The sequence below is a fragment of the Filimonas effusa genome, assembly GCF_004118675.1.
Lineage (GTDB): Bacteria > Bacteroidota > Bacteroidia > Chitinophagales > Chitinophagaceae > Filimonas > Filimonas effusa.
This window is the reverse complement of sequence record NZ_SDHZ01000001.1, coordinates 68860-94061: the sequence shown is the minus strand read 5'-3', so window position 1 is coordinate 94061 and position 25202 is coordinate 68860. Positions and strand designations below refer to the sequence as shown.

21 protein-coding genes are annotated in these 25202 nt (G+C 44.9%); 6 read left to right on the top strand and 15 right to left on the bottom strand.

Annotation, left to right across the window (positions count from 1 at the left end; translation table 11 throughout):
• Window positions 1-105: 105 nt before the first annotated feature.
• Together ESB13_RS00380 and ESB13_RS00375 are read right to left on the bottom strand one after the other, a co-directional pair.
• Complete coding sequence (locus ESB13_RS00380; protein ID WP_129001069.1) at window positions 106-903, bottom strand: hypothetical protein; 798 nt, start codon at window positions 901-903, stop codon at window positions 106-108.
• A gap of 220 nt (window positions 904-1123) precedes the next feature.
• Window positions 1124-1492: an ASCH domain-containing protein gene (locus ESB13_RS00375; RefSeq protein WP_129001068.1), complete on the bottom strand. Its 369-nt coding sequence runs from the start codon at window positions 1490-1492 to the stop codon at window positions 1124-1126.
• 625 nt (window positions 1493-2117) lie between these two features.
• Between ESB13_RS00375 and ESB13_RS00370 the strand changes: the two genes are divergently transcribed.
• On the top strand, window positions 2118-2789 hold the full coding sequence (locus ESB13_RS00370) for a HEPN domain-containing protein (protein WP_129001067.1): 672 nt from the start codon (window positions 2118-2120) through the stop codon (window positions 2787-2789).
• A complete protein-coding gene (locus tag ESB13_RS00365) occupies window positions 2768-3034 on the top strand; it encodes a hypothetical protein (protein ID WP_129001066.1) in 267 nt (88 codons plus the stop codon). Before ESB13_RS00370 ends, ESB13_RS00365 begins: the two co-directional genes overlap by 22 nt.
• Window positions 3035-3109: 75 nt before the next feature.
• Here the strand turns inward: ESB13_RS00365 and tpx are convergent, their stop codons facing one another.
• The 5 genes from tpx to ESB13_RS00345 all read right to left on the bottom strand — a co-directional run bounded on the left by tpx (window position 3110) and on the right by ESB13_RS00345 (window position 7806).
• On the bottom strand, window positions 3110-3610 hold the full coding sequence (gene tpx, locus ESB13_RS00360) for a thiol peroxidase (protein WP_129001065.1): 501 nt from the start codon (window positions 3608-3610) through the stop codon (window positions 3110-3112).
• A gap of 261 nt (window positions 3611-3871) precedes the next feature.
• Entirely contained in the window at window positions 3872-5158 is a 1287-nt protein-coding gene (locus ESB13_RS00355; RefSeq protein ID WP_129001064.1) for a DUF1016 N-terminal domain-containing protein, read from the bottom strand.
• Window positions 5159-5182: 24 nt separating this feature from the next.
• The gene (locus tag ESB13_RS00350) at window positions 5183-6517 is read right to left on the bottom strand and encodes a hypothetical protein (protein ID WP_129001063.1); all 1335 of its coding nucleotides are present in this window, start codon (window positions 6515-6517) and stop codon (window positions 5183-5185) included.
• Between the two features lie 306 nt (window positions 6518-6823).
• The gene (locus ESB13_RS24250; RefSeq protein WP_407920862.1) at window positions 6824-7036 is read right to left on the bottom strand and encodes a phage integrase SAM-like domain-containing protein; all 213 of its coding nucleotides are present in this window, start codon (window positions 7034-7036) and stop codon (window positions 6824-6826) included.
• Window positions 7037-7437: 401 nt separating this feature from the next.
• Window positions 7438-7806 carry a DMT family protein gene (locus ESB13_RS00345; RefSeq protein ID WP_129001062.1) on the bottom strand — a complete coding sequence of 123 codons (369 nt, stop codon included), beginning with the start codon at window positions 7804-7806 and terminating at the stop codon, window positions 7438-7440.
• A 151-nt stretch (window positions 7807-7957) separates the two neighbouring features.
• Between ESB13_RS00345 and ESB13_RS00340 the strand changes: the two genes are divergently transcribed.
• Window positions 7958-9565, top strand: coding sequence for a Na+/H+ antiporter (locus tag ESB13_RS00340; RefSeq protein WP_129001061.1), 1608 nt, complete (start codon window positions 7958-7960; stop codon window positions 9563-9565).
• A 96-nt stretch (window positions 9566-9661) separates the two neighbouring features.
• Here the strand turns inward: ESB13_RS00340 and ESB13_RS00335 are convergent, their stop codons facing one another.
• On the bottom strand, window positions 9662-11281 hold the full coding sequence (locus ESB13_RS00335; RefSeq protein ID WP_129001060.1) for a tetratricopeptide repeat protein: 1620 nt from the start codon (window positions 11279-11281) through the stop codon (window positions 9662-9664).
• A 22-nt stretch (window positions 11282-11303) separates the two neighbouring features.
• On the bottom strand, window positions 11304-13430 hold the full coding sequence (locus tag ESB13_RS00330) for an ATP synthase subunit B family protein (RefSeq protein ID WP_129001059.1): 2127 nt from the start codon (window positions 13428-13430) through the stop codon (window positions 11304-11306).
• 186 nt (window positions 13431-13616) lie between these two features.
• Between ESB13_RS00330 and ESB13_RS00325 the strand changes: the two genes are divergently transcribed.
• Window positions 13617-14324, top strand: a complete 708-nt coding sequence (locus ESB13_RS00325; RefSeq protein WP_129001058.1) for a glycosyltransferase family 2 protein — start codon at window positions 13617-13619, stop codon at window positions 14322-14324.
• 10 nt (window positions 14325-14334) lie between these two features.
• Window positions 14335-14715 (top strand): DUF2304 domain-containing protein, encoded by a 381-nt coding sequence (locus ESB13_RS00320; RefSeq protein WP_129001057.1) that lies wholly within the window; start codon window positions 14335-14337, stop codon window positions 14713-14715.
• A gap of 43 nt (window positions 14716-14758) precedes the next feature.
• Here the strand turns inward: ESB13_RS00320 and ESB13_RS00315 are convergent, their stop codons facing one another.
• The 6 genes from ESB13_RS00315 to ESB13_RS00290 form a co-directional block, all read right to left on the bottom strand.
• Window positions 14759-16996: an FUSC family membrane protein gene (locus tag ESB13_RS00315; RefSeq protein WP_220399519.1), complete on the bottom strand. Its 2238-nt coding sequence runs from the start codon at window positions 16994-16996 to the stop codon at window positions 14759-14761.
• A 93-nt stretch (window positions 16997-17089) separates the two neighbouring features.
• Window positions 17090-19189, bottom strand: a complete 2100-nt coding sequence (locus tag ESB13_RS00310; protein ID WP_129001056.1) for a S9 family peptidase — start codon at window positions 19187-19189, stop codon at window positions 17090-17092.
• Window positions 19190-19240: 51 nt separating this feature from the next.
• Window positions 19241-20485 carry an NAD(P)/FAD-dependent oxidoreductase gene (locus ESB13_RS00305; RefSeq protein ID WP_129001055.1) on the bottom strand — a complete coding sequence of 415 codons (1245 nt, stop codon included), beginning with the start codon at window positions 20483-20485 and terminating at the stop codon, window positions 19241-19243.
• A gap of 35 nt (window positions 20486-20520) precedes the next feature.
• Complete coding sequence (locus ESB13_RS00300; protein WP_129001054.1) at window positions 20521-21522, bottom strand: 4-hydroxyproline epimerase; 1002 nt, start codon at window positions 21520-21522, stop codon at window positions 20521-20523.
• Between the two features lie 162 nt (window positions 21523-21684).
• Window positions 21685-23163, bottom strand: coding sequence for an aldehyde dehydrogenase (NADP(+)) (locus tag ESB13_RS00295; protein ID WP_246022371.1), 1479 nt, complete (start codon window positions 23161-23163; stop codon window positions 21685-21687).
• A 26-nt stretch (window positions 23164-23189) separates the two neighbouring features.
• Complete coding sequence (locus ESB13_RS00290; protein ID WP_181955281.1) at window positions 23190-24137, bottom strand: dihydrodipicolinate synthase family protein; 948 nt, start codon at window positions 24135-24137, stop codon at window positions 23190-23192.
• Between the two features lie 158 nt (window positions 24138-24295).
• Between ESB13_RS00290 and ESB13_RS00285 the strand changes: the two genes are divergently transcribed.
• Window positions 24296-25186: an AraC family transcriptional regulator gene (locus ESB13_RS00285; RefSeq protein ID WP_129001053.1), complete on the top strand. Its 891-nt coding sequence runs from the start codon at window positions 24296-24298 to the stop codon at window positions 25184-25186.
• Window positions 25187-25202: the final 16 nt, after the last annotated feature.

The following is a 25202-nucleotide window of genomic DNA, read 5'->3' as shown; positions in this document are numbered from 1 at the left end:
CTGGTGAAGATAGTTCATAGTGGCTCTTCAGTAGTTCCTGAGTAGCTTTATCGTTCATGTTTAAAGCGTATTTCTTCGTAGATGAAGATTATCCGGGATGTGTGGCTATGAAACGCCTGCAGGAAACACGATTTTATGACTGGTGCGGGTATTGGCGCTATTTTTTGAGGTGACAGCGTTTGTTTCCCGGGCCAGAAAGCAGACATTTTTGAGGTATGGGCAAGGGAAAGCCCTGGTTATCTTAAAACCTTTATAAGCTGCTATGGTGTTGAGGCGCTGTGGCAGGAGAGCGGCAACTGAGGCGCTCCTGCCGGCGGTTCGTCGACATAAGGACTTGTGGCGACTTATATGTGCGGAATGCGACTCTTTGTATAATGGAGGGGTTCCGGGAGACTGCACTACTTTGTGAGAGAGCAGTACTTTGACGGAGGGAGCCGCAGGTTTTGTGCTTCCTGGTGCTGCTGTTATGCGTGACGGTGTTGAAGTTTTTTGAACCTGTTTTTGGCTAAGGAGGTTTTGACCAGCGTGTTTTTGGCCGGCCTGGTTTGCATTGGCGGTTATTTCCATTTTGCGCAGGCGGATCACTGCCAGGGCCAGGGTTTGTTCTATATCATCAATAGGTGCACCTGCAGCCAGCAGCTTTTTAGCGAGGCCTACTAGCTGGTGATACAGGCTGAATACGCGGATGCCTTGTGGCAAAGCATTGTAAAACGGACTGGCGATGGCTGCCGCAGCGCCGAGTTCACCGGCACTTTTACGGCTGCCTGCGAAAGCAGGATCTTTACGCCAGCGTTGGGCAGTGAGGTTGCTTTTGCAACGGGCAAGCCCTATCCCACCTCTCTTGTACAAAGAGACGCAGCCGAATGTTTTTTCGAAGATGAAAGGACCGCCTTGTTTTGCCACTCAGTAAATTTTCCGGAAATATAATTATTCGGATGTATTGAAATAATGATAGCGCTTTAAGTTGGTTATTTTTTTTTGAAAGAAGTGTAGATGGTTGGGTACTTTTTAAAAAGATGTCGTTATTACCCCCTGGTATAAGGGACAAGAATCGACTAGCCGGTTAGAAAAGGATCGTGGTTGGGATAGTGGAGGCAAAATATTGAGGCATAGATAGGAAAGATTATAGATAAACAAATGACTGAGGAGGGACAACATTAAAATTCTCTTTCAAAGATAAAGGCAGTTTATATTTTTTTGCTTGCTTAATTTTGATAGCGAAGCCTGAGTTGCGATCTGCAAAATACTTGTAAAAATACTGTTCATCTATGCCTGCATAGGCTTTGGTGGTTTCCCATAACTCAACCAGATTGCCTTTTATTATTGACTCGATTTCAAACTCACCAATAACTTTCTGCACCGGCGAAGATGCGTAAACAACAACTGTTTTTATATCGTTTCGCTTAAAAATAGCCCTGCGGAATTCAAATTTTTTCTTACCATCAAATATCTTATCAGCAAATTCCGGCTTAATGGATAATAAAACTTTCATCGCTTTGCGTCTCCTTTAAGATCAAATATAGTTGTTCCTGGGTAATGAGCCTAAAGCCTCTTGGAGCGTCATCAACACCTGATAATATATTAAGCTCAATTAGCCTCTGCATATTTATTCGATGCGGAAAAGAGTAGACATAAAGAAATCTGATTATAAATGGGTGAGTTTTTTTGTAACTCCACATTGCTTTTAATTCGTTTTCCGGGAATACGCTTCCTAGATAATTAACCCTATTTAGGGTCTTTTTGGCTCGAAGAAGTCTCACGTTACGAATCTGACAATTCTCGGTGAGCAGAGTGGGCCTCAATTCCTATATTGTGCTTGCAAATAGGATTGGGCCTGCTTTTGTCCTTACCGTTGGACCCGCCTTCGGGCGGTTGGCTTTGTCAGAGCCTGCGGTCGGTAGGGCGAGGCAGGTTCCAATCCTATTTGTATTTCCTGCCTTCGTTCTTTGAGACTTACATTTTGTTGTAACCTTAAATGTAAGTATATGCACCACTTTCATTACTGCTTGTACTGTAATAGTACGTAGGTCTGCGCCCTGACGTTTCCCAGACTGTTTATTGCCAACAATATTTTATCCGGCGCTTTGCAAGGCACCGGGAATGATTCAATTAATTTTATGCAAAACACATTTGACTTTCTTTCTTCCACTGAACGGCAGCGGTTGAAAGAACTGGCCGACGCGATTGCGAAGGCCGTTTTTCCTGAAAAGATTATTTGCTATGGTTACAAGCGTTTGAATGTTCAGCGGTGGCAGGTGTTTTCCGGCGCCCAAATGCTGAAGGACGAAATAGCTTTTGATATTCTTATTATCAAGGGCAAGACTAACCCGTTTAAAGATGAGGATGTTTTAACGCTGCTGGATAAGATAAGGTTGCCGCATGTTCGCGCTAATTATATTATACATAGGGTGACGGGAGTTAACGCCGCTATTAGTGAGGGATCGCACTTTTTTAACCTGGTAAGTAAATATGGCTGGATGGTTTTGGATTCCGGGGCACCGCTTCATAGCTATCAATATGATTGTTCGTTATACCGTTGTATCAACCTTGCGAAAGAGGTGTGGACGTTGGTTTATCCAAGAGCATTCGGCTTTTATAAAGGGGCTGAGTATTACAAAGGAGCAGGGAATTGGGAGCTCGAGGCTTTCTTGCTTCACCAGGCCGTAGAGCAAACGGCGCTGGCTTTGGTGAAGGCCGTTACTGGTTACCGGCCTCTTTCTCATAACATCAGCCGTTTAGCGCCTTTACTGGATCTGGCAGGACTGGATTGCAGCGTGTTTTTCCGGTGAATACTCCGCAGGAAGAGGAACTGTTTTCTATTTTAAAGAAGGCTTATTGCGGCGCAAGATATGATGCTGATTTTGGTGTGCCGATGGAGGCTGCAACTGTTTTATATGACAGGGTTGGACTACTACTAAAGGCAGGCGAAGCGGCCTATAAGAAGCAAATAAGCGACTGGGAGGCAGCAGTTGAGAAGGAGGCAACCTTTCCATTGTCTGTTGCGTTTGTAAACACTTTGATGCCTGCTTCGTAAGAGTTGTTTTGGCTGACGGCAAAAGCGGAAGTAAAATCAGGCTGTACCGGTGTGAGGTACAGCCTGAATAGTTAGTTATCCTTTAATAACCTTCAACGCGCTGGCGTAGTCGGGTTCCTGAGCGATTTCGGGGACCTGTTCTTCGTAAACGATCTTTCCTTCCGGGTTGATGACAACGATGGCGCGGCTAAGGAGTCCACGCAAGGGGCCATCGGTAAGGAGGACGCCATACTGGTTACCGAAGTCGGTTCTGAAATCGGACAGCATTACCACGTTGCTGATACCTTCTGCGCCGCAGAACTGGGCCTGAGCAAAGGGAAGGTCTTTTGATACGCAAAGCACGACGGTATTGTCGAGGCCTGCTGCTTCCTGGTTGAATTTGCGAACAGACTGGGCGCAAACGCCTGTGTTCACACTTGGGAAGATGTTGAGGATGAGATTCTTTCCTTTAAAATCAGCGAGGCTTTTTTCGGAGAGGTCGCCGCCTGTAAGTGTAAATTCTGCTGCATTGGTACCTACTGCCGGAAGGGAACCGGATGTGTTTACCGGGTTTCCTTTAAATGTAACTGTTGACATAGCTCTTCTTTTGGAATTTTAATATTTTGTCGGCAAACTAAAATCATTGTTTGCATCCCTGGACAAGATCAAATTTAGGCGATAAACCCAAGCAAACTTCATAATATACCTGTATGGTTTTGGAACTATGAGGACAGACGGGGTGTATGGTTATGGGTAAAGTATGGTTTTGGAAAGGGCCAGGTGCGTACGCCACGCATAAGGCGCGGAAATGAAAAAGGCTCTTCTTATTTGGATATTAGGTGTTTTGCCTGAGTTTTCCTACGCTTTAATACCCGACTTCATAAATTCCGTGAAAAAAGTATTACTGAATACATCCACATAGAATTGTTTATTGATAATATCCTCATCCGTTTTCAAAATGCGTTCCTTGATAGTGATTATTGAATTGCCTTTGCGCTCAGTATGGACGATTTCGGAAGGCGTATTTGGAGGTGTCAGCATTTGCAGCAAGGCCCTTTCCTGATTAAGCACTTCTTCAGGAAAACCATGACTAATATATTGACGTATTGAAAACAAATCAATATCGCCACGCGCTAACATCCTTGCGCATAAATGAATCATCTCAGGATCATGCAGGTGGAAAAGCTCTTGTAGCTGCTCCCAATTCACCAGACATGCGACCTGAAAAGCCATATCCGTCTCACCCAGGATTTGGTAATAACATAACATACTGTATATATTTGACCCGCATCCTATTTTAGCTCCCCATTTCTGCTCAAATACCAAAGAGAATTCTTCCAGATAGCCCTGTCTATCGGTTTGACTTTTGATTGCATTCAGCCTCTTGTCAAGCAGACGTCCTACATCCCAAAAAGAGACGTTAAACATGCTGTTGACTTCTCTACTTAGTGAACATTTGAAGGCGTCGATCAATTTAAGGATATTTAATTCCAGGTTTCCCACACCGATTCCGGGGTTGCCTGAAGTAGTGTGGACACCTAAAAGTTCTTTGAATTCATACCTGTAGTGGCCGGTATATAGACTATCAATATGTCGTTTTTTCCCATTATAGAATTTTGTAGGGAATAAAGACAAGAGTTTTTCCTGGTCTATGGCTTTGTCAGAGGAAGTGTGCATTTCCAAAGACTCTTTCTGTGGTAAAGTGTTCGCTGAAAGCAGCGCGGCTCTACTCATTTTGGCCTCGATTGCATCCATGATAAAGGAAGTCCATTGCTGCTCGGTTTTCAATTGTAGCATAACTGAGATTAATGGCCAGTCCAAATAGTAAGCTATCCTGTTAATCAAATCTTCATTCGAAAATATACGAGCAAAAAGATCCATCTCATGCAAGTGGTAGGATTTAAAAAAATGTCCATATTTATTAATGAGCACTTCCTCTATTTTGCGGAAAGCTATATGAGCTTTCTCTGGACTAAAGTCGGCATTGTTCAATTTGCCGATTTCTTTCCCGATCTGCCAAAAAAGCTTGATTAGGTAAAAGTTCGAAATAAACTCGATCTCACTTTTTCGGTGATCCAGTAAATTGGATATCTCGATGACCATTTCCTGGATGCAACCCGCGTCGCCCAATGTTTTTTTTGCCATAAGGATTTCATTTATTGAACAAAGTTACATTACGGCATCTTTAGTAATAGGCCATTGACGAGTCGTTACGTCACCGTTTGAATAAATGTACCTCGCAATAACTAAACATGTCCAATGAAGCTCGACAAATCTTCTATCAAAAGGCATAATAGAATAGGTATTTACATGATTAAACAAGGTCAGGTTTCGAGTTACAGAACGACCATATCGATCTTTGTAAACTGATTGAATTGGATCGGCAGTGATAGGATACATGATGACACGATCTACAAAATCCGAGTTTGAAAGGCGAAGGATCTGTGCATTATATCTATATTTAATTCTCTCATAAGAAATACCGTCTTCCAAAAAACCTTGTTCTTGCAAATAGGTATCTGTTTCCTCTTCCTCTTCAATTGATATAAGTTGGCCGTGTTCTTCCGGGGTAGTTGGTGGATCAGCCGGACCACCACCTTGATTGTCACAACTCGTCCCCAGTATCCTCAAATCTGTTAAATACAACTGGTATATATTGCAATTTGCCCAATATTGCTGGACGTAGTTCTGCATTATATTACTGATAGTTGTCCTAAGGAAATATTCGTCTATAAGAGATACAAGATCCGAAGGGCCGTCTATTTGTGTATACAGGTTAGGGATTACGGATACATTAAAGTTCGCCTGGTAGATATTCGATAATTCCAGACGGAGTTGTTCAATAACATAAGATTGTATTGCGTCTTGTACTAAAAAAATATCCGGACAGGTTCCAGGCACTATTTGCAGGTAATAACCCGCGCTAAAAAACAGAGCGCATGAGGTTGAACGTGTATTTAAACCTGCTTTTGAACAAGCCCTGTTGCTTTTACTTGCATTAACTGATAGAGTCGAATCTTTTTCAATAAACGAAGTAACCGATGTTGGGATTTTATAACCTACTTTTTCGTAGCATTGGAAGATTTTTGCAATCCTGAATGGAGACTCCAGTTTCGAAAGATTTTTGAAGTTTATAACCCTTCCTTTAATGAATTTTTGATTTTTTGAGCGTGTGGCAAGGATAATATTCTCTAATACCTCACCCTGCCTGACAGCAAATGCATAATCACAAGTTGTATCGGCCAGCGAGCCAGTTATAAAATAGCTATTCCAGTCTATTGTTCCACCTTTTTCTAGGCTGTCAACAAAATGAAACTGTAAATCCAATACAGTTAAATCTTCGGAGAGGGCTTTAAGTGACTGTTTATCTCCGCTGTATACGAATAATTCTGATCGAAGCGACATCTCCCGCTCAGACTTCTTACAGGAAGCAATCAATAATGTAAAAATAACAGTTATAAATAGTAGGAAGCGGTGGGAGAATGAAGTGAATGCACTTTTCATTAGGATTTGAGTTTAGGTTAAAGAATAAAGCGGTCAAATATATTAATATAATTTATGCAAATTATTTTATTACCATTTTTATATATTCATTTTTTTGATGGCGAAGATTGGAGTGATCAAAAAATGATCGCACAACACTAGTAGATAATGAATACAAAAACGAGATGTCGCCCAAGTTTTGGCGCGACATCTCTTATCACGTTAGCATTGCTTACCACCCAGATATGGTTTCCACAACCATTAAGCCTCGTAAAAATAAAGTAGTGATGCTGAAAGTACGGTTTAACAACGTCCTGCATTATAGCCCTAGCTTACCCTAAAATTGTAATTCCCCTTACGCATTCTATTATTGAGAAAACAGCGAAGGAAATTTACATATAATCGGATAGTATTTACTTTTAGCCCATATTCAGGATTCTTTTTGGCTCGGCGATTTGTATAATCATAAGTAAGAAAGTCTATAAAATCATCTCCGAAGTCCATATCAAAAGCCTGGAAGGTCAGCTTTTTTTTTCTTATGTATCTCGTAGGCTTCCAAGCAAGATTTTATATTCTCATATGTGTTTATCATACCAGGCCCCACCTTGCGCTGTTTGAACTTTATAAAGTCATCGAACTGGAAAAATACATCTGTATTAATGGTTGCTTGTTTTATGAGACTAACTTCCTGCTCTGCAAGGGCAGATACGTCAAATGTTGGTGTAAAAGTCTTTTTAATAAATCTCTGCGGGTTTTCCCCTTTTTGCAAATCAGTGTGAGAGGCAACAACTAACTAGTCTATTTTTTAGTCTATTAAAATGTTATCTCACTGATATAAAGGTAGCAATATGAGAAGCCGAGAAGTGTTGCAGAATACTGAAATTCAGCACCTTATTGTAAAGATAGAAAACGCTGAATAAACTAAAACACCACCTCTAAATTTATTTTTTGAATATAAAATAGACTGCTACGACCAGGAATCCAAATCCTATGAAATGGTTGGTGGTGAAGCGGATGTTTTTAAATACTATGAGGGAGAAGATCATAAAAATGATGAGGGTGATGACTTCCTGCAGGACTTTCAGCTGAACGAGGGAGAAGGGACCTCCTGTTTCTTCGAAGCCTATCCTGTTGGCCGGCACCTGGAAGCAGTATTCAAAGAAAGCCAGTCCCCAGCTAAGCAATATGATGGCCCATAAGGGTGTACTGCTGTGGCCGTTTTTGCCAAAGAATTTGAGATGGCCATACCATGCGAGTGTCATAAAGGCATTGGAAAGGATCAGTAAGCCTACAGTTGACAGGTATTTCATGATGAAATTTATTTATTCAATCAGCAAAGATATATGCTTTGGGTAATAAATACGCAGACACTGTTTTCTTATAGGGATACGAGGATCAATAAACAGCCATTAGCATAGGATTGGTTATTTTTATATTAATCACTCATTCAAAACCTCACTGTTGATACATCATAATTTATTATTGATACTGGCCTTGTTTTTTATAATGGCGATGTTATATATGTTGAGCCAGCGGCTGAAGATCTCCTACCCTATTTTCCTGGTGATGGGTGGATTGGGGATCAGCTTTATACCGGGGCTACCGCATTTGAATGTAGATCCGGACCTGGTGTTCCTGATATTCCTGCCGCCGTTATTGTTTGAAGCAGCCTGGTATTCATCGTGGCACCAGTTGTGGAAGTGGCGGCGACCTGTGCTGAGTCTTGGGTTTGGGCTGGTATTATTCACTTCACTGGCCATCGCTTATTTTTCGGTACATATTATTCCGGGGTTCACGCTGGCGTTGGGGTTTTTACTTGGAGGCATTATTTCGCCTCCTGATGCTGTGGCGGCTACCTCTGTTTTGAAAGGGATGGAGGTTCCTAAGCGGGGCACCACGATACTGGAGGGTGAGAGCCTGGTGAATGATGCGGCTTCACTTACCGTATTCCGTTTTGCCGTGACGGCGGTACTAACGAGCCAGTTCGTCATCCAGCAGGCCGTGATTGACTTCCTGGTGGCAGCGGTAATGGGCGTGTTTGTTGGCGTGGTTATAGGACATATACTATATCTTATATTGCGTTACTGGATAAAGGCATCGAGCATTACCACTCCTATCACATTAACGGCGCCGTACCTGATGTATATTGTAGCGGAGCAGTTTCATTGGTCGGGCGTACTTGCTGTGGTAAGCGGGGGATTGTTTTTGTCGTTCCGTTCCAGTGACTTCCTGAATTATCATACGCGGTTGCAGACGCAGGAGGTATGGGCTACGGTAGGTTTCCTGCTGAATGGTTTTGTATTTATACTTATTGGGCTGGAACTGCCTGTAATTGTTCATGGGCTGGAGGGATATGCGCTGGATGAGGCTATTTACTATGCGTTGATGATAAGCGCAATGGTGATAGTAATAAGAATAATACTTGTATATATATCGTCGTGGGTACCACGCTTACTTAGCAAGCGGATAAGGGAAACGGAAAAAAGCCCTGGTCTTAAGCTGCCGTTCATTATAGGATGGGCCGGGATGCGCGGGGTTGTATCGCTGGCTTCGGCATTGGCCATTCCACTTACGCTGGACGATAAGCTGACTGCTTTCCCGCACCGCAATCTTATTTTGTTCATCACGTTTGTGGTGATACTGGTGACGCTTGTATTTCAGGGGCTTACTTTGCCGCTTTTTATACGATGGCTAAAAGTGGAAGAGGTTGATGAGTATATCCCGGAAGAGGAGCAGATTGAGGCGATACGTATTGAATTAGGGAAAAGGGCTATACAATACCTGGATACGAATTATGCAGTGGAGATGAGTCAATATGAAACGATAAGCCGGATAAAGGAGCAACTGATGAGAAGTGTGACGGCATCGGAAAGTACGGGCAATGAGGAGTTGAAGAAACAGGCATTAAGCACTGTGCGGGGCTTGTACCGGAAGATCATGCTGGAGCTGATATCGCTAAGGCGTGATGGGCTAAGGGAGATGCAGCATGCCGGAAAATGTGATGACGAGGTATTGCGGCTGATGGAAAGCAATCTTGACCTGGAGGAGGCGAGGTTGAATAAGAAGTAGATAACAGCAGGTAAATAAATGTGCTATTGTGATATGCTATAGACAAGAAAGAGCTGGCAGTTAAAACTACCAGCTCTTTTTATGTTTTGATTTATATTATCCTTTTTTGGCTTTTAGAGCGGCAGATCTCGCGGCCCATTGTTCTCCTGTTTTTTTATCTTTTTTAACGCCTATACCGTTGTAGTACATGCTATAGAGTTTATCCATAGCATCGGTATTGTCGAGGTCGGCGGCTTTTTTATACCATTCGATAGCTTTGAGGTAATCGACAGCCATTCCATTTCCGTTGTACAACATGTTGCCATAGTTATACATACACCACGCATAGTTTTTAGCAGCGCCTTTGAGGTACCATTCTGCGGCTTTGGGATAATTTTGGGTGAGTCCATTACCGCCGGCATAATAAACATTAGCCAGGTTGTTCATGGCAGCAATGACATCATTTTCTGCCGCTTTGGTATAGTAAATGGCTGCTTTGTTATAGTCTTTGGTTACGCAATTTCCCCAATAGTAGGTGTTACCGATAATGTTATAGGCGCTGAAATACCCGCGTTTACCGGACAACTCGTACCAGGTAATTGCTTTGGGACAATCTTTGGTAACCCCCAATCCTTCGGCATAGAGGTACCCGATTGAATAAGGAGCGTAGATATTACCGGCGATACATGCTTTTTCGTACCAATCCAGTGCTTTACCATAATCCTGGCTGACACCGTTGCCGCGAAAATACATGCCACCCACACGATACATACCTGTAGCAGATCCTTTGGCTGCGGCTTTCTGGAAGAATTGCATGGCTTTGGTATAATCCTGATCAACGTATAGTCCATCGCGGTAGCATTCACCGAGTTTTATGAGCGCGTCGATGTTGCCTTTGCCGGCTGCTTTGGTGATCAATTCCACGCCGTTGAGCGTATCTGCACCTTCTGCATCCATTAAAGCCCTGCCTGCATAGAAGAGGTATTCGGGATTCCCTTTGTCGGCCAACGGGAATGCCGCCTGATAGCTTTTTTTGAAGTACTCGACTGCCATCAAGGAGTCTTTAGGCATACCATCTATTCCGCCTCTATAGGAAAAGGCCCTGGTATGAAAGGCATCGGGGTGATTGGCTGCCATTGCTTTTTCGATGAGGCGGTTGCCTGCTGCGGAATCCTTTGTTACTCCCCAGCCCATCTGGGTCATGTATCCCAGGAGTGCGTTGGCAAAGGCATTGCCCTTTGCTGCCGCGGTTTTTAAATAGCCTGCGGCAGCTTTATAGTTGCCTGACCTGTAATAAGCGTCACCCAGCTGCGCGTAGTCTGCAGTGGTAGCTGTAGCCTTTGCCAGGTTGGCGAGTGCCTGTTCGGGTATATCGATCAGTTTATAGGTTTCGGATGCTTTATATACTTCTTTGTATTTTTCTTCTATACCTGAGACCGATTCGTATTTGGTGAGGTAGGTGCTGCAATTTTTCCTGAAGGCGGCTATTATCTCATAATCAAGGAACAGTTCGGACCTGATAAGTTTATCCTGGGCCATGATGCGGAGGTATAAGATGCGTGGATTGGTGGCGCCAAGCAGCTTTTCGGTTTCATCGAGCTTAGAGATAGTTGTGAGGTAATCATTTGCCACAAAAGCTTCTTCAGCTTCTTCGTACTTCAATTTTGCGATGGTAGCCTGTGCAGTGGCATTATAGCCTAAAACTACGAGCAGACATAAGAGCAGCCAAGTTTTCATATTCGTTCTATTTACTCAGGGGTTATTGATTCCAGAATTCTTCTTTTTTTACGGGCTTTGTTGTGGTACCGCTTTGGGCTTTATCGTCTTTTGTTTGTTTTTTTCCTGTTTGCCAGAAGTCGTCGGTTGTAGTTTTGGCGGCGGATGTTACAGCAAAAGCGGTATCGGATTGTTTTTTAGTTCCGGTATTGTTACCCCAGAAGTCGGCGCCGGCGGCGCCAGCAGCTTTCTTTCCTTTATAGCTAATATCTTTTACACTTATCTGGCATTTTTTTGCCAGGGAGAGAAAGGAGGCACGCATTTGATCGGCCATTTCTTTTGATGCGTAATAGCCAACGAGGGTAACTGCACCCTGGGCACCTGTTTTCTTTACATCATTAACGACAGCTGTTTTAAAGGGCCAGGTACCATCGCCATAACGTGCTATGGGAAAGACATTTGAAACGGCAACCACTGGTGTTGCCTGATTGATATGCTCATTGTTAAATGTGTAAGAAAAGAAGTGAAGTTCACTAACGGTAACGGTATGCGAAGAAAGGGGCACGCCACCATCGGGGAACTGGGAGAAGAAAGTTTTACGTAACTGGAGCAGGGCTGCTTTTTTACGGGCTTCTATTTCGGCACGGGCCTGTTCGCGCTGTCGCTGCAGGGCTTCTTTGGCTTCCCGTTTTTCTTTTTCGGCTCTCATGTTATTGATCAATCCGCCAATGGCCACTGCTGCCTGCCCTATAGCCTTATCGGTTTCGCTGCCATTGTTATAGTAATAATTGTACGAGGCCTGCAGTTGCTGGTTGCGCGCTTCGTTGAGGCTTTCCACTTCGGAGTTGATGGAATAATATTTCTGGTTAAATTCTTCTTCGAGTTCTTCTACAGAATTGTAGCTGCCGCTAAGCCTGGAAAGGTTATTAAGATTGTCTTTTCCATTACGTACCGCCTCGGCTGCATAGTAGCTTTGCATACCGAGCGCGATACGTTGTTCGCTCTGGCGTTGCATTTCGGCCTGCTGGTTGAAAAAGTTATTAGTCATTGCCTGCAGCTGCTGTTGAGTAGCAGCCAGGGTTTGCGCATTGTTCTGGGTTGTTGTGGTGGTGGCGGCTGATTTGCCGGCAGCGGCTTTTTGTTGTTTCAGTGACTGGTATACTTCATAGCTTATTTGCTGGTATGTTCCGTTCTCTGTTTTACGGTAGTATTTGCCATCGGGGCCTTTACCCAGATCCGGAGCAGATGCGGTGGATGTAGTTGTTGTTCCCGCAGCAGTCCGGGCTGCCGGGGATGAAGCAGCTATGGTAAGTGCTGTAGTACCTGAAGATGCAGTTGTGGTTTTTGAAGCCGCTGCCTGTTTTTCGGCTGCAGCTTTTTCCGCGGCTTGTTTCTGTGCGGCCTGTTTTTCGGCCGCCAATCGTTTTGCAGTTTCTTCGGCTTCTTTCTTTTTCTTCAGTTCGTCTTCTGCTTTCTTTTTGTCCTCTGCTTCCTTGCGGCGTGCTGCGAGTTCGACCTCTACTATTTTGCCTGTTTCGGCAACGGCATCTTCCGTAAAAAGAAAATAATCGAAATGCGTTACAGATGGAATTCCAAAAGTCATGGCATTAAAGATCCCTGCGATATCCGCTTTACCTCCGCCAGCGATTTTAGTTGCGGTACCTACCTGGTCATAGTTCTTAAGTAAATCTTTTGAAATATAGACATATTGAGAAGCCGAGAGATTGCCGAATTTATTAAAGCCGAAGTGAAAGGACTGTGTACCAAGGGATGCACCACGGAATGATACCGGAATATTGATACTGAGGGCGCTGACCGACATAGTACCGTCGATGGGGCCAGGAACGTCTTTCACCTTTCCTTTTCCTTCGCGATAGATGGTGTATTTTGTGGCATCGCTGAACTTCAGCTTTAATACAAGCGTGATACGAATTTTATCGGAGTAGCCCTCCCATGAAACGGCCTCGATGGAGGGAGCTGCGATAAGCGGATCGTAGCCGAGGGTATAATATCCTGTATATTTAAGGTCGATCTTCTTTGCATTCGCCAATGATGGCGGCACTTTTATGTTCAGCAATGTTTTGGACTGAGCGGAGACAACCGAAGCCAGAAAAAGCAATGAAAAGAAGCAGCAGCAGGCAGACGGCAGGCAGTAATGTTTTAACAACATACGGCAAGCGTTAGACAACAGATGACTGCAAGCAGCTTGTATGGGGATTTTAGGCATCATGGGTAACGGAGGATTGTGTTGCAAATAAACCGAGATTCAATCAGGTAAAAAATACCCAGTAGTCGGTAATTTTCGTAGCTTAGTCTGGTTTGCTAACAACTGCTTAGGAAAAGCTCTACATATCAAATGACTAAAACCATACTGGCCATAGTGCCCTGTTACAATGAAGCGACTTCGCTGCCATCGTTACTGGGCAGTTTAAAACAACTGCGAATACCTGGATATCAATTGTCGATAGCAGTAATTAACGATGCTTCTGCCGACGCTACGGCTTCTGTGGCGAAAGCGGCCGGAGTTACGGTATTGGACCTACCGGTAAACCTTGGTATTGGAGGCGCTATGCAAACAGGTTTTCGCTATGCGCAGCAGCAGGGTTTTGATTTTGCCTTACAGGTAGATGGCGACGGGCAACATCCGCCTTCAGAGATACCCAAATTGCTGGCAAGGCAGGAAGAGACAAATGCCAACCTTGTGATAGGCTCCCGTTTTTTATTACATGAAGGATTCCAGTCGTCTTTTATGCGTCGATTGGGCATACAGTATTTTCATTGGCTGAATCGCATTTTTACAGGGAACGCTATTTATGATGCGACCTCGGGGTTCAGGCTGCTGGACAAGAAAGCGATTGATAAAGCGGCAATGGTATATCCTGATGAATACCCTGAGCCGGAATCGCTGGTATTATTCGCGCGTTCGGGTTTTAAGATCGCGGAAACGGCTGTTGTGATGCAGGCCCGTACCGGCGGCACGTCATCGATAAGTAGTGCAGGCAGTATTTATTATCTTATAAAAGTCACTATTGCCATGTTCTTTTCCTTTATCAGACACTATTAAAAAAAATAAAATGGTAAGAATACAGCTTATTACGATAGCTATAAACCTGCTATTCCTTTTTTATATTTCCTATCTTATTGTAAAAGGCAAGCTGCGTGAAGAGTATGCCATTGTATGGCTGGTATGTACGGCTTTACTTACGCTGTTTTCGTTCTGGCGTGACGGCCTCGAGGTTATGGCCCGGTTATTTGGAGTATATGAAGCTCCCAACCTGGTGTTCACGGTCATGATCTTTATTATACTTATATACCTGTTACATTTATCGATCGTTAATTCAAAGCTTCAAAAGAATATGACGCGGCTTACGCAGGAGATTGCGTTACTGAAAGAAGAACTGTCCAAGGAGAAGCTGCCGGTTGAAGACGAGGAAGGAAGCGCAAAAAACGGGTAACAGCACCCGGACAATGAGTAAAGGGCAGAATTATGATTGTTATTTACGCGACTATCTTCTGGGTAATACGAACCTGATCGACAGTAATAGTGCTGATCAACTCAAACTGATCGGTGATCGTTTTCATGTCAGACAATATTTTACGGGTACTTACAATACTATCGTCGTTGCCGGCTTTCAGTTCCTTGCGGCGGGTTTCCAACAGTTGCTGCACCTTATTGGTTATGGGAAGTTTGGCAGATAAGTTCAACACTTCAACGGAGGTATTATGTTGCAATACTTCAACAGACTGGCGGAACTGGAGATCAATCTGGTGAATCAGCGGTTGAAAATCGGCGGAAGCATATTGCGAAGCGTTGCGTTGCGCATAATAGGACAATGCCGCAATATGAGAAGTAAGCATATGGCTGGTAGCAACAAACTGGTGGTAATGCTTTAGTTTAGGGCGCTTGTCTTTGGGCTCACTTAGCATACGCTGCAAATTATCGCTCATATTCGCCAGTGCCACAAAGGCATCTTTACGTACTGTTTTTAAGGAAGTGAAATCGGGCTGCTGTACAACAAAGGCGGCGGCTACCGTGTCGAAATAAGCCCTGTTTGCTTTTAATGCGTCCAGCATAAGATTGCCCACCTGTTCATGTTCCCAACTGGGCCATACAAACTGCGACACGATAAACGCCACGGCCGAACCTATGATAGTATCAATTACCCTGTCGGTTAACACAGCCGTATATCCTGAGGGGCTCATAAAATGAAAGCTCAGCAACACATAAATGGTAATGGCAGCGGAACTTACCAGGTACTGCAGCTTCAGGAAACTATACGAAATGATCATTGACAGGATCATAAAGAAGAACAATACTGCAGGCTCCTTTATAAAACTAAGCACCACAACGCCCAGCACGCCGCCCAGCAAGGTACCCAGCAAACGCTGTACATTCCTGCGCCTGGAAATACTATAAGCAGGTTTTACAATGGTAATAATAGTAAGCAGGATCCAGTAGCCATGCCCTAAGGGGAAAAGCAGGGAGATAATATATCCTGCCAGCAATGCTACCGTTACCCGCGCTGCATGCCTGAAACTAGCCGATTTCAGGCTAAAGTTGTTGAGCAACAATTTAGGATCAAGGTCGGAACGGGTAATAAATTCATTGGCATCGACCCGCTGCTGTTTATATTGCCTCGCCAGTTTTTTATCGTAGGTGGTAGCGCTGTGCAGTCTTTTGATGCGTTCTGTGATGTCCTGGATGCTATATAAGATCTGGCGCAACTTAATCAACCCTTCTATTGTATCCGGAGCGAGGTGTTGCCTGCGCAGTTCGGCAAAAGCGTCAACAGTTTGTGTAAGCATTTCGGAAATATCGACCCGGGGCTTTGAAGGAAAGCCACTTTGAACGGCCAGCCCTATTTCATACAACTCATCGCCCAAAGCCAGAATCATTTCTGCATACTTGTCGAGAATACCATTATCATCGAACTCTCTATGTAATTCTTTATAGTCCTGTTGTGAGGTCATCACCCTTTCCAACAGGTCGATACTATCCATAAACATCATCATGAGCACCCTGCTTTTGGCAGTGGATTCATTAACGATGATGCGTGTTTTGAAAAGCATTTCCCGCAGGTCGGCATGATGCTGCTGAATAAGGACCTGGTAACGCATCAGATCGGCATTCAGTTCATTGAAATCGGGCTTTTTCCTGTAGAAGGCAGCTTTTATACGCAGGTAGGCGGCAGTATCTATTAAACACTCCCCCATCAACTGCTGGATCAACCTGAAAGGGCGAAGGCTATACAACAGCAGGCTTAGCAGTGCATACCATACCCCGCCGGCGGTGAAAAGCAATGCATCGTTCCAGATGGAATGATCTTCAAGATGCGAGTCGATATTAAAGATGAACACCAGCAACGCGATCAAGCCAATACTGCTGATACGGTTGCCATAGATACCTATAAGCGTGAAGAAGAGTCCGAAAACGATGATCTCAAAGCCTATCAGCCAGGGAAATTCCCTGCTGTACCCGGTGATCACCGCCACGACAAAATTGATCAGAATACTTGCTATCAACCCATTCTTACGGTGATGGGGAGGTCCGGGGGCATCGGTAAGGCCCACACACAGGGCGCCCAGCGGCAGCGCCATACAAACCGATAACAGATCAAAATGATATAAAACGAAGGCGGGAATAACAACACCAGCAGTTAATCGCACTCCTGTGTACAAATACTGTCCGTTGATAAACTTCCTGAATTCCCTGGTATAATCTGTTGTTATCTGCACCGGAGTAAAATTACTTCAATTACAGATATAACTATCATTTGTTCATATTGTTCATTGCTGTCCTGTGCTGGCTTAGGAGGGAGCCTAAACGCCCTACTTGTTCCTGTCCGGCGGATCAACACCCAGCAGATGTTTGACGAAGAAATCTCTTTTTTTAGCCCTTCCATAAGGCCCGCCGTCACTATGCCCCATGCCAGGCACAGGCAGGAAATCAAACGTTTTATTGGCCTTTATGAGCGCGTCTGCTACACGATAGGTAGATTCCGGCGGCACATTGGTATCGGCTTCACCAACAATGAGCAGCAAATTTCCTTTCAGTTTTGCTGCATTCGTAACATTCGATTGCTCCTCGTAATGTTTGCCGATAGGGTATCCCATCCATTGTTCGTTCCACCATTGCTTGTCGACACGGTTATCGTGACAACCGCAGGCAGCTACGGCAGCGCTATAGAATTCGGGATGAAACAACAGGCCGCCCATCGCATTTTGCCCGCCGGCAGATGTACCATAAAGTCCCACCCTGCTGTCATCCACGTAAGGATATTTGGCGGCCAGCGCTTTTATCCAGGCAATACGGTCAGGAAACCCCGCATCGGCAAGGTTATGCCAGCACATATCATGAAAAGCCTTTGACCGATTGGCGGTACCCATGCCATCCATTTGCACCACAATAAAGCCCAGTTCAGCCATACTTTGCATTTCGCTGTAAGCCATAAAGCTCTTGGGTACAAATGAGTCCTGCGGACCGGCATAGATATTTTCTATAACAGGATATTTCACTGTTGAGTCGAAGTTGGATGGACGGCATACGATACCCCAGATATCAGTAACGCCATCTCTCCCTTTCGCATGAAAGATCTCCGGTAAACGTAAACCGGTAGCCAGTAACCCGCTGATATCCGCCTGCTCCAGGTCCATGATCTTTTTACCGTCTGCTGTACGCCGCAACACCGTTACAGGAGCCGTATTTACCCGCGACCAGTTATCGATATAAAACCTTTTGTCTTTCGAAAAACTCATTTGGTGTGTTCCATCTTCGGGCGTTAATGATAACAGGTTCTTTCCATCCATACCTATACGGTAGTAATGAATATGATAAGGATCTTCTGTTGCATCCATACCACTGGCACGAAACCATATTTCTTTTTTCTTTTCATCCACGCTATCCACTTCACGCACCACCCATTGTCCCTGGTTAACAGGTTTGCAGCTGCCTGTCACCACATCTACCATATACATACGGCGCCACCCGTCTTTTTCACTTACCCATAAAATAGAATTGTTATCATACAGGTACCGGGTAACGATACGTTGCTCATAAATAAAAGTGGGCGTCTGTTCTTCTATCACATTTCGCGTCCGGGCCGTTTCCACATTCACTTCAATCACCCTGAAACGCTGGTGGCCACGGTCTGTACGTTCAAACAGGAAATGTTTATTGCCACGCCATTGCAGTGCCGAAGGATACCCAAAGTCGATAATATCCGTATTCACTTTTACTTGCTTGCGCGTAGCGGCTTCAAAAAGGAACATCTCGTAAGAAGTAAACGGATCCCCCGGTTGTTTATACTCTTGTGAACGTAATTGCCCACGGGTGGTACCTGTTTGAGAAGTAAGTACATAGTACACACTCGAATCCTTTACAGGTTTGATACGATAGGCCACCAGGTAACGGCTGTCAGGCGACCAGCTAAAAGCGCCATAGGGTTGTTCGTTGGAACCATCGCTGGTAAGTGCAATATCCGCCTCCGTTCCATTTATCTTTTTAAGAAATAAATTTCCATTACGCAAAAAAGCGCTGTACGAACTATCAGGTGCCGCTTCCTCATAAGCACTGCGACGCCCTCTCCACCTGTTCCTCGGCGGAGCGGCCACGGAATCGAAAGGCAACGCAGCCGCTTCTTCTTTTGTAATTGTTTTGCGGCGGCCTTTTACCGCATCGATATATACATATTCCACAGCGGAATCTTTCAGGCTTTTCTTATACCAGAAAGCGGTCCCATCCTTTATCCAGTTAGGCTGTACCGTTCTGTTCAGTATGCCCACCTTTACCGCGCTGTCCATGTATTTTGCCCCGGCATAACGTTTCGCAATTTCAGCACCATCGGGCTGCCAGGCTTTTAAGGAAGATTGAGCATGAAGACCAGGGCAGGTAACAAAAATACCCGCAGCCAGTAGTAGCGCAACACGCATAAGCAGTTGTTATTTTTATTCTTTAAATAAACGTTCCGGTACAAAAGCAATTTAAAAACGCTCCGGGGTAAAAGCGGTAATATTCATCGAAACAGGAGCTTCGTTTGCAATTTCACTCACCAGCTTTCCGGTAGCAGGCCCAAGACTTAAACCAAGCATCGAATGCCCTGTTGCCACAATACAGTTCCTGGCGCTGTTCAGGCGGCCTATATAAGGCAAGCCATCGGCTGAACAAGGCCTGTAACCATACCAGACATCTTTTTCCTGTGGGAAAGGAATATCGAAATCAGGCAGGAAACGTTTTACCGATTCCAGGATTCCTTTTACGCGGTTCATATTGGGAGGAGCAGAAAGTGAAGTGATCTCCATAGTCCCTCCGAAGCGGATCTTATTATCATCCAATGGTGTTATAGCCACTCTGCCCTCTGTAAGAATAGCAGGATAATTAAGTTGGTAAGCCGCATCTTCCAGTGTTACTGAGTAACCGCGTCCGCCTACCATCGGTATTTTCACCTGCAGGTGCGAAGCCACTCCCCTGCTCCACGATCCGGCAGCAAGAACAACCAGGTCTGCCTGGTAACGGTTATTTTTAGTAACAACAGTTTTAATACTGCTGCCCAGTTTTTCAAATCCGGTAACCTCCTCATTTTTGATGAACTGAACATTAGCAGCCCGTAACCTTTCATTCAGCTGGCGCATAAGTTTACCCGGATGCAAATGTGCATCACACCTGAAATGAATGGCTCCCCTGATATTTAGTTTGGTTTGCGGTTCCATGGCACTCACCTCCGCAGCAGAAAGAACGGCCGCATCCAAACCCAGTTCAGCCGCCGCTTTTACGGTGTGATGTGCATGCGCTTCATTTTCGGGAAGCTGGAACATTTCGAGCAGCCCCTTGCTTTCATAAGCAAAAGAAAACTCAGGATCGGCCGCCCAGGAATCATAAAGCGATTTACTAAGCAAAGCAATATCTCTTAACGGAACCGCACTTTTTTCAACATGTGCGGCAGTAGCGCTTTTCATGAATTTCAGCCCCCAGTTTATCAAACCGGAATCAAGACGGGGTTTTACATAAAAAGGACTCCTGGCATTCAGCATCCATTTCAGTCCCTGCTGTATAATCCCCGGCGCCGCCATGGGAACAAAATGGCTTGGACATACATAACCAGCATTACCATAAGAACAGTTGTCTGAAAAATCATCCTTATCGATGATTGTAACATCCCAGCCCGATGCTTTCAGGAACCAGGCGGAACTAAGTCCAATGATGCCACCTCCGATTATTATCGCCTTCATTCTTTATAGATTTATGTTGAGTGTTTTAATACCTATTAAATAACCTGGAATCCATAGGCGTACGGGTCGTCTTCCGGATCAATTGTAATAGTATTATAACCATAAATTCTCGCCCAGCCTTCAATGCCGGGACGAATGGCGGGAACGCCGTTTACGTTGGTTTCTTCTTCTATGGTGCCGTTGAATTTGGAACCTATAATACTTTCATGCACAAAAACATCGCCTTTTTTAAGTTTGCCTTTTGCATACCATTGCGCCATTCTTGCCGAAGTACCGGTACCGCAGGGCGAACGGTCTATCGCCTTATCCCCATAGAACACAGCATTACGGGCCGTAGAAGCAGGATCTAAAACAGCTCCTGTCCATAACACATGAGAACAACCATTGATAGTGGGGTTATCCGGATGAACAAACTGATACTTTTCGTTGATCCTTTTCCTTATTTCCCTGGCCCATGCAATAAGCTGATCGGCGGCATAGTGTTCCAGTCCTTTAAAATGAGGCTGCACATCAACGATAGCATAAAAGTTTCCTCCATAAGATACATCGAACACCAGTTCGCCGAGGCCCGGGCATTCCACAGTCAGTTCCGTAGCAGCAAGATAAGCCGCTACATTGGTGAGCTTCACGCTTTTCACCTTTCCGGCTTCCTGTTTATAAGAGATCTCCACAAGGCCGGCAGGAGCCTCCATACGAATAATACCCGGTGTTTTAGGAACTACCAGGCCCTCTTCTACTGCAATGGTGATAGTGCCAATGGTACCATGCCCGCACATAGGCAGGCAACCACTGGTTTCAATAAATAAAACTGCAACATCGTTGGAAGGATCATGAGGGGCATAAAGAATACTACCGCTCATCATATCATGACCACGGGGCTCGAACATCAGCCCCTTTCTTATCCAGTCGTATTCTTTGAGAAAGTGCTGGCGCTTTTCGCTCATGTTCGCCCCCGTTAATACAGGACCACCGCCTGCAACCAGGCGAACAGGATTGCCACAGGTATGTGCATCGATGCAAAAAAAAGTTTTCTTCATTCACAGCAGTTTTAGCGCGTACATTCAATCATTAACAAGCAGCAGAAGCTAACAATGTAACCCGTTTTTCTCATTATAACCCGGGCTACAAAAAATTGCGCCAGCCCATAAAGCCACATGACTATCGGGAGTCTTCATTGAATAACTCCCGATGCCATTTATTTATTGTTTCCATTCATTATCTACCAAACGCCAGATAGATAGCGGGTTATCTTGTTTCAATTCATCAGGTAACAATTCATCCGGGAAATTCTGGAAACAAAGCGGGCGAACCCAACGCTGAATAGAAGACAACCCAACGGAAGTGAAACGCGCATCCGTAGTGGCCGGATAAGGTCCGCCATGCACCATAGCCGCACAAACTTCAACACCTGTAGGTACATTGTTGATCATGATTCTGCCAGCCAGTGATTGCTGCAGTTTTATCACGTCTTTATATTCGGCAAGATCTGCCGGCGTTGCCATCACAGTAGTCGTTAACTGTCCCTTCAGCTTCGCCAGCACCTGTTTCAGTTGCTCACGCGACTGGCAGGTAATCACCAGCGAAAAAGGCCCGAATACTTCTTCAGAAAAATGTGGATTGGCCAGGAAATCTGCTGCCTTTACCCGGGCTAACGTAGGCAGCGCTTCCATATCGTGCGCATCCTGCGCTGCAGTGGCAACCACTTCCAGTCCCTGCTGCGTCAGCATGCCCTCACGCAACTCGTTATATGATTCACAGATACCTTTATGCAGCATCTTCTGAGGCGCAACTGCAGCAATTTCAGCGCCCAGCAAATGAATGAACTGCTCGAGTGCATCGCTCTCTATAGCCAGCAACAACCCGGGGTTGGTACAAAACTGGCCCATACCCAATGTGATGGAAGCGGCATATTGCTTAGCCAGCTCAGCTGTATTTTTTTCCAGCGTATCCGGAAAAAATACAACCGGGTTGATGCTGCTCATCTCGGCAAAAACGGGGACTGGTTTTTCTCTTTCATTAGAATAGTTACACAATGCCTTACCTCCGCTGAAAGATCCGGTGAAGCCTACTGCAGTTGTAAGCGGGTGTTGTACCAATGCTTTACCAACAGTATTACCTCTGCCCATCACATGCTGAACGGTAAATTCTGGTACACCTGTTGTTTCAATAGCTTCGGTGATTGCTTCGAATACCATTGCCGATGTTGCGGCGTGTGCGCTATGAGCTTTCAGTATTACAGGGCAGCCTGCCGCCAGTGCGCTGGCCGTATCGCCGCCGGCAGTAGAGAATGCAAAGGGGAAGTTGCTGGCACCGAATACCACGACAGGTCCTAATGGCACCAGCATTTTGCGGATATCGGGCCTTGCGGGAGTGCGGGTAGCGTTGGCGGTATCTATCGCAGCCTCCACCCAGCTGCCTTCCCTGAGAAGCTGGCCGAACAATTTCAGTTGCCCGGTAGTGCGCGACAGCTCGCCGTTAAGGCGGGCCGGCGGCAAGTTCGTTTCTTTGCCCGCAATAGTTACCAGCGCTTCGCGCCTGGCCTCTATTGCTGCTGCTATGGCATCGAGAAACGCAGCCTTTTCGGCACCACTCAATGCGCCGTAGACATCGTAAGCCTGCTGTGCCTGTTTCATTACCGAATCTACTGCTGTCATCTCTTCGTTCATTGTTGTTACCATACTACCGCCTTTTGTCTGAAGTTATATTAAATTGCTGTCAAAGCTGCCTTCTTCTCTAAGGGAAGGGATAAATAGTCCGGCAATTCAGGTCTGTTTGCCAATGCAGTATCAATGATATTAAGAATGCGTGTGCGTTCTTCTCCTATTAAAGTTAAACGTGGTGCGCGCACATGTTCGGAGCCCATGCCAGCCTGCGCTTCGGCCAGTTTAATATACTGCACCAGTTTAGGATGAATGTCGAGTTCCAGCAGCGGCATAAACCAGCGGTAGATTGCAGTAGCCTCTTCGATAAGACCTGCTTTTACCAGCCTGTAGATGGCAACTGTTTCGCGCGGGAAAGCACATACCAGTCCTGCTACCCAGCCATCGGCGCCCAGTAACAATTCTTCCATGGAAATGGTATCGACACCACATAGTATCTTGATTCTGTCTCCAAAACGGTTTTTAATACGGGTAACGTTTGTAACGTCTCTCGTAGATTCTTTCACCGCCTGGATATTTTTCATCCCGATCAGTTCTTCGAACATATCGAGGGTAACTTCAATTTTATAGTCGACAGGATTATTATAGATCATGATAGGCAGGTCGGTCGACGCTGCTATAGATTTAAAGAATACCACAGTTTCCCTTTCATCTGCTTTATAACGCATGGGCGGCAGGAGCATCAATCCTTTTGCCCCCCATTGAGAAGCAGCTTCAGCCAGACTGATGGCTTCGGCTGTAATACTTTCCGCGATGTTCAATACTACGGGGATCTTGTTCCCGGTTACTTCAATAGTTGTTTTTACCAGGGTTTCTTTTTCTGCTACAGATAATACGCTCGCTTCACCTAAACTACCGCCTAATACAATGCCATTCACTCCTGCATCGACCTGTGCCCGGATATTTTTGCTAAAGCCTTCGAGATCAATTTTGCCATCGGGGGTAAACTTGGTGGTCACTGCTGGAAACACGCCTTTCCATTGTATACTCATATCTTTTTTTTTCAAAAATAGCGGCGCCCCTTTTCTGACAATGGGCAATTCTTAGTAATTTACTTTCATATTTTAACCGATATTAAATCAGATCCCGTTTTATGGGATAATTTTTGCTTATTGCATTCATTGTCTATCGCCAAACAAAAAACTGTTCTATGAAAGTTCTTCAGTTTACTATACCTGTATCTCATGATAAGACCATTATAGTTCAAAAAGAGAACCTTCCGCATTTCTATCCACATCTTCATCGTCATGAAGAGATCCAGCTCACCTGGGTGCAAAAAGGAGAAGGGACTTTAATAGCAGAAAACAACATGCATAGCTTCTGGTCGAACGAAATCTTCTGGCTGGGTGCAGACCAGCCGCATTTATTCAAAAGTGACCAGACCTATTTTGTTCCGAAGAGCAAGAAGAGTATCCAGGCATTAACTATCTTCTTCAATCCCAACGGTAAACTAGCACCCTTGTTTGACCTGGTAGAATTAAAGAACATCAAGCAATTCATCCGTAAGTTTCAAAGCGGGTTTAAGCTGCCTGATTCGCTTGTAGCAGAAGTTGCCAGCCGGATGTTAAGAATACAGCAGAGCAAGGCAACTGATCAGTTCATTCATTTTATTGATCTGCTGAAATTATTACAGTCTGCGCACGATTTGCACCCCCTTGTTTCGGGCTCTACGCTTGCTTCGGTAAGTGACCATGAGGGCATAAGGATCGGAGAGATCTACAACTATATTATGCAGCATTACGATACGGACATTATGCTGGAGGATATTGCCAAACATGCACATATGACCCCTCAGGCATTTTGCCGTTATTTCAAGAAACATACCCGGCTCACATTTGTATCCTTCCTTAATGAGGTACGCATTAACGAGGCTTGTAAGAAACTCTCGGATGGTTCTTATGACAGTATATCAACAGTAGCCTATCATTGTGGTTTTAACAGCATCACCAATTTTAACCGTGTATTTAAAACCGTCACGGGCAAATCGCCAAGGGACTATGTAAGAGAATATTCGATCCCTGGCGTCATGGCCGGAGAATAACTATTTACCGTTTCCG

Bases quoted from the DNA above. Each gene is read 5' to 3' on its own strand.
- ESB13_RS00295 (WP_246022371.1), bottom strand. From the start codon at position 23,163: ATGGTAACAACAATGAACGAAGAGATGACAGCAGTAGATTCGGTAATG.
- ESB13_RS00375 (WP_129001068.1), bottom strand. From the start codon at position 1,492: ATGAAAGTTTTATTATCCATTAAGCCGGAATTTGCTGATAAGATATTT.
- ESB13_RS00325 (WP_129001058.1), top strand. From the start codon at position 13,617: ATGACTAAAACCATACTGGCCATAGTGCCCTGTTACAATGAAGCGACT.
- ESB13_RS00290 (WP_181955281.1), bottom strand. From the start codon at position 24,137: ATGAGTATACAATGGAAAGGCGTGTTTCCAGCAGTGACCACCAAGTTT.
- ESB13_RS00330 (WP_129001059.1), bottom strand. From the start codon at position 13,430: ATGTTGTTAAAACATTACTGCCTGCCGTCTGCCTGCTGCTGCTTCTTT.
- ESB13_RS00285 (WP_129001053.1), top strand. From the start codon at position 24,296: ATGAAAGTTCTTCAGTTTACTATACCTGTATCTCATGATAAGACCATT.
- ESB13_RS00305 (WP_129001055.1), bottom strand. From the start codon at position 20,485: ATGAAGGCGATAATAATCGGAGGTGGCATCATTGGACTTAGTTCCGCC.
- ESB13_RS00335 (WP_129001060.1), bottom strand. From the start codon at position 11,281: ATGAAAACTTGGCTGCTCTTATGTCTGCTCGTAGTTTTAGGCTATAAT.
- ESB13_RS00300 (WP_129001054.1), bottom strand. From the start codon at position 21,522: ATGAAGAAAACTTTTTTTTGCATCGATGCACATACCTGTGGCAATCCT.
- ESB13_RS00345 (WP_129001062.1), bottom strand. From the start codon at position 7,806: ATGAAATACCTGTCAACTGTAGGCTTACTGATCCTTTCCAATGCCTTT.
- ESB13_RS00355 (WP_129001064.1), bottom strand. From the start codon at position 5,158: ATGGCAAAAAAAACATTGGGCGACGCGGGTTGCATCCAGGAAATGGTC.
- ESB13_RS00320 (WP_129001057.1), top strand. From the start codon at position 14,335: ATGGTAAGAATACAGCTTATTACGATAGCTATAAACCTGCTATTCCTT.
- ESB13_RS00370 (WP_129001067.1), top strand. From the start codon at position 2,118: ATGCAAAACACATTTGACTTTCTTTCTTCCACTGAACGGCAGCGGTTG.
- ESB13_RS00310 (WP_129001056.1), bottom strand. From the start codon at position 19,189: ATGCGTGTTGCGCTACTACTGGCTGCGGGTATTTTTGTTACCTGCCCT.
- ESB13_RS00350 (WP_129001063.1), bottom strand. From the start codon at position 6,517: ATGAAAAGTGCATTCACTTCATTCTCCCACCGCTTCCTACTATTTATA.
- tpx (WP_129001065.1), bottom strand. From the start codon at position 3,610: ATGTCAACAGTTACATTTAAAGGAAACCCGGTAAACACATCCGGTTCC.